Here is a 4,908-nt window from a genome sequence, read left to right as displayed (position 1 = left end):
CGGGGCTGGAGGTCGCCTGGACGTATCCGGTGGGCGCGAGCCACCGCGCGGTCATCAAGCCCCCGCCCGGCTGGACCTCCGACGGCGTGCGGGTCTGGGTCGACGACGCCGGACGCCTCACCTCGCCGCCGACGACGGAAGCCACGATCACCGTGAACGCCGTGGTCTACGCCCTCGGCGCCTGGTTCTTCGGGAGCCTGCTGCTGGCTCTCGGCCACGCTCTGCTGCGCCGTCGGCTGGACCTGCGGGACGCGCGGGCGTGGGCGGACGAGTGGGCCGAGGTCGAGCCCTACTGGTCGGGACGCCGCCGCCACGGCACGGCCGACCGCTGACCCCAGAGGGCGCCGGGCGTCAGCCGAGATCGGCCGCCAGGCGGTCCAACTCCTCGGCCAGCCGCGCCTGTTGGGCGCGGAAGAGCTGCGCGCCGAAGCTGATCCGGGCGACGCCCAGGTCGGCCAGGGAGCGGAGGTCGGCGGCCGGACCCTGGGCGATGATGTTGACGGGAACGTCCGCCTCGGCGACCAGGCGGCGGATGGTTCCGCGGTCGGCCAGCAGGATCGGGTAGACGCAGTCGGCCCCCGCCTCCCGGTAGCGGCGCGCGCGGGCCACCGTCTGCGCGAGGCGCTCCTCGGACGTCGTGTCGGACGGGCGGAGCCAGGTGTCGATCCGCGCGTTGAGGACCAGGCCCGTCCCGGCCGCGTCCGCCGCGGCACGGACGGCGCTGAGGAAGTCGAACTGCTCCTCGACGTCCAGGAGCCGGCCGTCGCCGGGCAGGGAATCCTCGAGGTTGCAGCCGACGGCGCCCGCCTCGGCGAGCCGTTCGACCAGTTCGGCGGGCCGGAGCCCGTAGCCGCGCTCCATGTCGGCGGTGACCGGCACCTCCACCGCGGCGGCGATCCGGGCCAGCGCGTCCAGGACGACCTGCGCCGGAGCGGCCTCGCCGTCCGCCCAGCCGAGGCTCTCGGCGACGGCCGCGCTGCTGGTCGCCACGGCGGGGAGNCGTCCCAGGCGTTGGGGAGCAGCAGCGGGCGGCCGGGGACATGGAGGGCGCGCAGGACGTCCGCGCGGGCGTGAAGATCCGTCATGCTCCCGACTCTAGGGGGAGGTTGGCCCGTCGGCGCGGGCCAATTCCGGGGCGGTGGCGCGGTCCACTTCGGTCAGTGGTGCGGGTGCCCGGCGTGGTGCTCATGCCCGGCGTGGGCGTCGGGGGAGCCGCCCATCATGGCGAGCATCTGCCGCCCGCCGGTACGCAGGAACCGCAGCAGCAGGGCGGCGGCGAGCACCAGGAAGGCGATGTTGAGGACGGTGGTGTAGTTCCAGCTCACCCCCTCCATGGGCACCTTCGCGTCCCCCTGGTCCGGCACCAGGCCCAGGCCGCCGAAGACGAGCTCGACGGCGTAGCCGGCGACGACCACGGCCAGGTAGAAGGTGCCCGCGAGGTAGAGCGCCATCCGGGCGCCGTAGTACTTCCGGTAGATGTTGAGGATCGGCAGGATCAGCAGGTCCGCGAAGATGAAGGCGACGACGCCGCCGAAGCTGATGCCGCCCTTCCACAGGACCACCGCGAGCGGCACGTTGCCGATCGAGCAGACGAAGGAGGCGAGGGCGACGACGGGTCCGACCACCGGTCCCCAGAGCTTGGCGGCGAGCGGATGGCCCTGGAAGAAGAAGCTCTGCCAGAACGATTCGGGCACCCAGGCGGCGATGGCGCCGGCGATCAGCAGGCCCAGTACGAGGTCGCGCAGGATGGCGGCCCACTCCATGACGAAGACGTGGGAGACCGAGGTGTAGCCCTCGCGCGACAGCAGCCGCTGCCGGAAGGTGCCCGGACGTCGGACGGACATGTCCATCGCGGCGTGGCCCTCCATGGCCCCGGGCCGGCCCTCCTCGGCCTGGGTGCGGGCCTGGTCGAGCAGCCGCTTGCGCAGGGTGAGCCGGAACAGCACGGCGAGCAGCACGATCATGATCGGGCCGCCGGTGAACTCGGCCAGGGTGAACTGCCAGCCCATCAGCAGCGCCAGGATCACGCCGAGTTCGACGACGAGGTTGGTCGAGGCGATCTCGAAGGCCATGGCCGCCGTGAAGTCCGCGCCCTTGCGGAAGAGCGACCGGGCCAGCGCGACGGCGGCGTAGGAGCAGGAGGAGGACGCCGCCCCGAGCAGCGAGGCCCGGGCGAGCGTACGCGGACGGCCGTCCCCCAGGAGCCGGACGATCGTGGACTTGCGCACGACCGCCTGGACCACGGCCGAGAGAAGGAAGCCCAGGATCAGCGCCCAGGTGATCTCCCAGGTCATGGATCCCGTGATGGACAGCGCATGCAGGACGGCGTGGACAGCGGTCATGAGCTAGAGATATACCCCCAGGGGGTATGACCGTCAAGGAGGGCGCACGCCGCGAGGCGCCCGGGCGCGCGCTACCGGGCGTGCGTCTGACGGTGTGTCACCATGCTTGCGCGCTCTGTCCACAGAGTGCTAGCAATTGTCACGGAACGTACTTGTCGAGGGATTCCCCACACCATGCGGCTGACCTTTCTCGGGACCACGTCCAACAACGGCAACTGCCCCACGCTCTACGCGACCGACCGGGGCACGCTGGTGGTCCAGGGCTACCGGGTCACCGACCCGCAGGCACGCGACCAACTGCGCGACCTGCTCCCGGGGGAGACCGCGGTGGAGATCCCCCGCGAGCTGCTGCAGTTCTTCAGCGCGCACGGGGGCTGAAGGGGGCGACGCCCGTGACCGACTACCAGCGCGAGCGCGAGGCCCTGGGCGCCTGGCTGCACCGGCTGCGCCGGGAGGCGGGGCTCAACGGGAAGCAGTTGGCCGCCCGCCTGGGCTGGGCGCCGTCGAAGGTCTCCCGCATCGAGCACGGCAGGCAGACCCCGTCCGCGGCCGACATCGAGGGCTGGGCCGCGGCCTGCGGCGCACCGGAGGCGGCGGCGGAGCTGGCGGCTCGCCTGCATGCCCTGGACACGCATTATGTGACCTGGCGTCGGAGCCTGCGAGCCGGTCACGCGCCCCGACAGCGGGTGGCACAGGAGCTGGAGTCCCGGCTGAGCCGGCTGCGCGTCTTCGAGCCCACGATGATCCCCGGCCTGCTGCAGACCGCCGAGTACGCACGCAGCCTGTTCGTGGCGCTGTCCGCGCTCCAGGGCACGCCTGACGACGTGTCAGCGGCGGTGCAGGCGCGGATGGAACGCCAGCGGGTGCTGTACGAACCGGGCCGGGACTTCCACTTCCTGCTCACCGCGGGCGCGCTGCGGGCCCGGGTGTGCCCCGGCGAGGCGCACCGGGGCCAGCTGGACCGCCTGTTGGCGGTCGCGTCGCTCGACGGCGTCCGGGTGGGCGTCCTGCCGGACGCCGCGCTGCTGCCGTTCGCGCCCCTGCATCCGTTCTGGATCCACGACGCCCACCTGGTGCAGGTGGAGACCTGGACGGCGGAGATCAACGTGACGTCGGCGCCCGAAGTGTCCGTCTACGAGCGCGTCTTCGACGCGTACGCGTCGGTCGCGGTGTACGGCTCGGAGGCACGGGACGTCATCGGGACGGTTCTCCGCGAACTCCCACCGGCAGCCCCCGTACCCACCGCATCGGGCGAAGCCCCGATCCCCTCCCCACGCCGCTAGCCCCGCGTTGGGCCGCCCCTCGGTGGCCCCTCAGGCGACGTAGCCGCCAGGGGCGCCAGGCTGCGGACATGTGCGGCTCCCGCCGCGTGGGCGCGACCAGCCCACGACTCGGGGAGGTCCGATCCCATGTGCGGGACGGAGCTCCCCGACTGGTGTGTTGCTCGCGCCCACGCGGCGGAACCGCACATGTCCGCAGCCCCGCGCCCCTGGGGCCCCTGACGGGCCCGGCCGCCCGGGGCCCGCCGGGGGCTCACGCAGCGGGGGCGACCGGGGTGTAGGGGGCGAGGACGAGGCGGATGACGGAGTCCAGGCGGGAGAAGGCGTCCGCCAGCGTCGAGCGGCCGGTGACCCAGGCGACGAGTTCGCTGTGCCACGCCGCCTCGATCAGACGGGGGATCACCTCCCGGTCTGCCGGAGGCAGTTCCGGGGGCAGTACCGCCTGCAGTGACGCGCGGCCGGAGGCCGCCATCGCGTCGACCGCCTCGCTGGCGAACGGGTCCGTGGACACCGTCACCGATACCAGCAGATGGGCCAGATTGGGCTGACGCTGGAACGCCCGCATCCCCCGGTGCACGAAGCGGACGACCCGTTCCGTCGCCGACGCCGGGCCGGCCGGGCCGCGCAGTTCCGCCGCCAGGTCGGCGAGGAGCAGGCTGCGCCAGTCCGCGACGGCGGCGGCGAGGAGGTGGTCCTTGGAGGAGAAGTAACGATACGTCGTGCCGAGCGCCACTCCCGAGCGCTCGCTTACCTGCTTCATCTGCACGCGCTCCACCCCGATCTCACAGACCAGGGCGAGGGCGGCGTCAACGAGGTGCTTCCGGCGTTCCAGCTGGCGGGGAGACATCGCCTCGACCGGCCGTGGAGCAAGGTCTACCTTGGACACCTCGCCATGGTAGCGGGAACGCTGTTGCACGGGTATGACGCCTTCCCGGCGGTGCGTGCCGCTGTCCGGGCACAGGGGTGGCCCCCGGCGGCGGGAACGGTGTTCTCGCGGCGTTCCCACCCCCGCGGGCCACTGTCGCGCTGGCGTCAGGAGCCGAGTTCCAACTGCCCGTTGGCGACGGTCACGGACTTCTCCGCGAGCGGGCGCGGGGCGGGGCCCTGGACCACCGACCCGTCCGTGATCTTGTACTTGCTGCCGTGGCACGGGCAGACGATCGTGCCGCCCGACACCGAGCCGACCGTGCATCCGGCGTGCGTGCAGACCGCGCTGAACGCCTTGAACTGACCCGCCGCCGGCTGGGTCACCACCACCTGCTGGTCCGCGAAGACCTTGCCTCCGC

Annotated in this window: 7 protein-coding genes; 3 read left to right on the top strand and 4 right to left on the bottom strand. The window is 72.7% G+C overall.

Annotated features, from left to right (window positions below; translation table 11 throughout):
• Nucleotides 1-332, top strand: a 332-nt coding sequence (locus tag ACFP3V_RS23430) for an Rv1733c family protein (RefSeq protein WP_465270109.1), incomplete at its 5' end; no start/stop codon positions are given.
• 19 nt (nt 333-351) lie between these two features.
• Here ACFP3V_RS23430 and ACFP3V_RS23425 read toward each other — a convergent pair.
• Entirely contained in the window at nt 352-990 is a 639-nt protein-coding gene (locus tag ACFP3V_RS23425) for an isocitrate lyase/PEP mutase family protein (protein WP_380586813.1), read from the bottom strand.
• Nucleotides 991-1,157: 167 nt separating this feature from the next.
• A complete protein-coding gene (locus ACFP3V_RS23420; RefSeq protein ID WP_380586810.1) occupies nt 1,158-2,342 on the bottom strand; it encodes a permease in 1,185 nt (394 codons plus the stop codon).
• A gap of 174 nt (nt 2,343-2,516) precedes the next feature.
• Between ACFP3V_RS23420 and ACFP3V_RS23415 the strand changes: the two genes are divergently transcribed.
• Both ACFP3V_RS23415 and ACFP3V_RS23410 read left to right on the top strand, forming a co-directional pair.
• Nucleotides 2,517-2,720, top strand: coding sequence for a hypothetical protein (locus ACFP3V_RS23415; RefSeq protein ID WP_380586808.1), 204 nt, complete (start codon nt 2,517-2,519; stop codon nt 2,718-2,720).
• A 14-nt stretch (nt 2,721-2,734) separates the two neighbouring features.
• A complete protein-coding gene (locus ACFP3V_RS23410; protein WP_380586805.1) occupies nt 2,735-3,625 on the top strand; it encodes a helix-turn-helix domain-containing protein in 891 nt (296 codons plus the stop codon).
• 250 nt (nt 3,626-3,875) lie between these two features.
• Here the strand turns inward: ACFP3V_RS23410 and ACFP3V_RS23405 are convergent, their stop codons facing one another.
• On the bottom strand, nt 3,876-4,508 hold the full coding sequence (locus ACFP3V_RS23405; RefSeq protein ID WP_380586802.1) for a TetR/AcrR family transcriptional regulator: 633 nt from the start codon (nt 4,506-4,508) through the stop codon (nt 3,876-3,878).
• A gap of 146 nt (nt 4,509-4,654) precedes the next feature.
• Nucleotides 4,655-4,908, bottom strand: a 254-nt coding sequence (locus ACFP3V_RS23400) for a Rieske (2Fe-2S) protein (protein ID WP_380586801.1), incomplete at its 5' end; no start/stop codon positions are given.

The sequence above is a fragment of the Streptacidiphilus monticola genome (assembly GCF_042658505.1).
In the GTDB taxonomy this organism is placed as follows: Bacteria; Actinomycetota; Actinomycetes; order Streptomycetales; family Streptomycetaceae; genus Streptacidiphilus; species Streptacidiphilus monticola.
This window is presented reverse-complemented; position numbering and strand designations above follow the sequence as displayed.

Coding starts and splice junctions, on each gene's coding strand:
- ACFP3V_RS23420 (WP_380586810.1), bottom strand. CDS start 2,342: ATGACCGCTGTCCACGCCGTCCTGCATGCGCTGTCCATCACGGGATCC.
- ACFP3V_RS23415 (WP_380586808.1), top strand. CDS start 2,517: ATGCGGCTGACCTTTCTCGGGACCACGTCCAACAACGGCAACTGCCCC.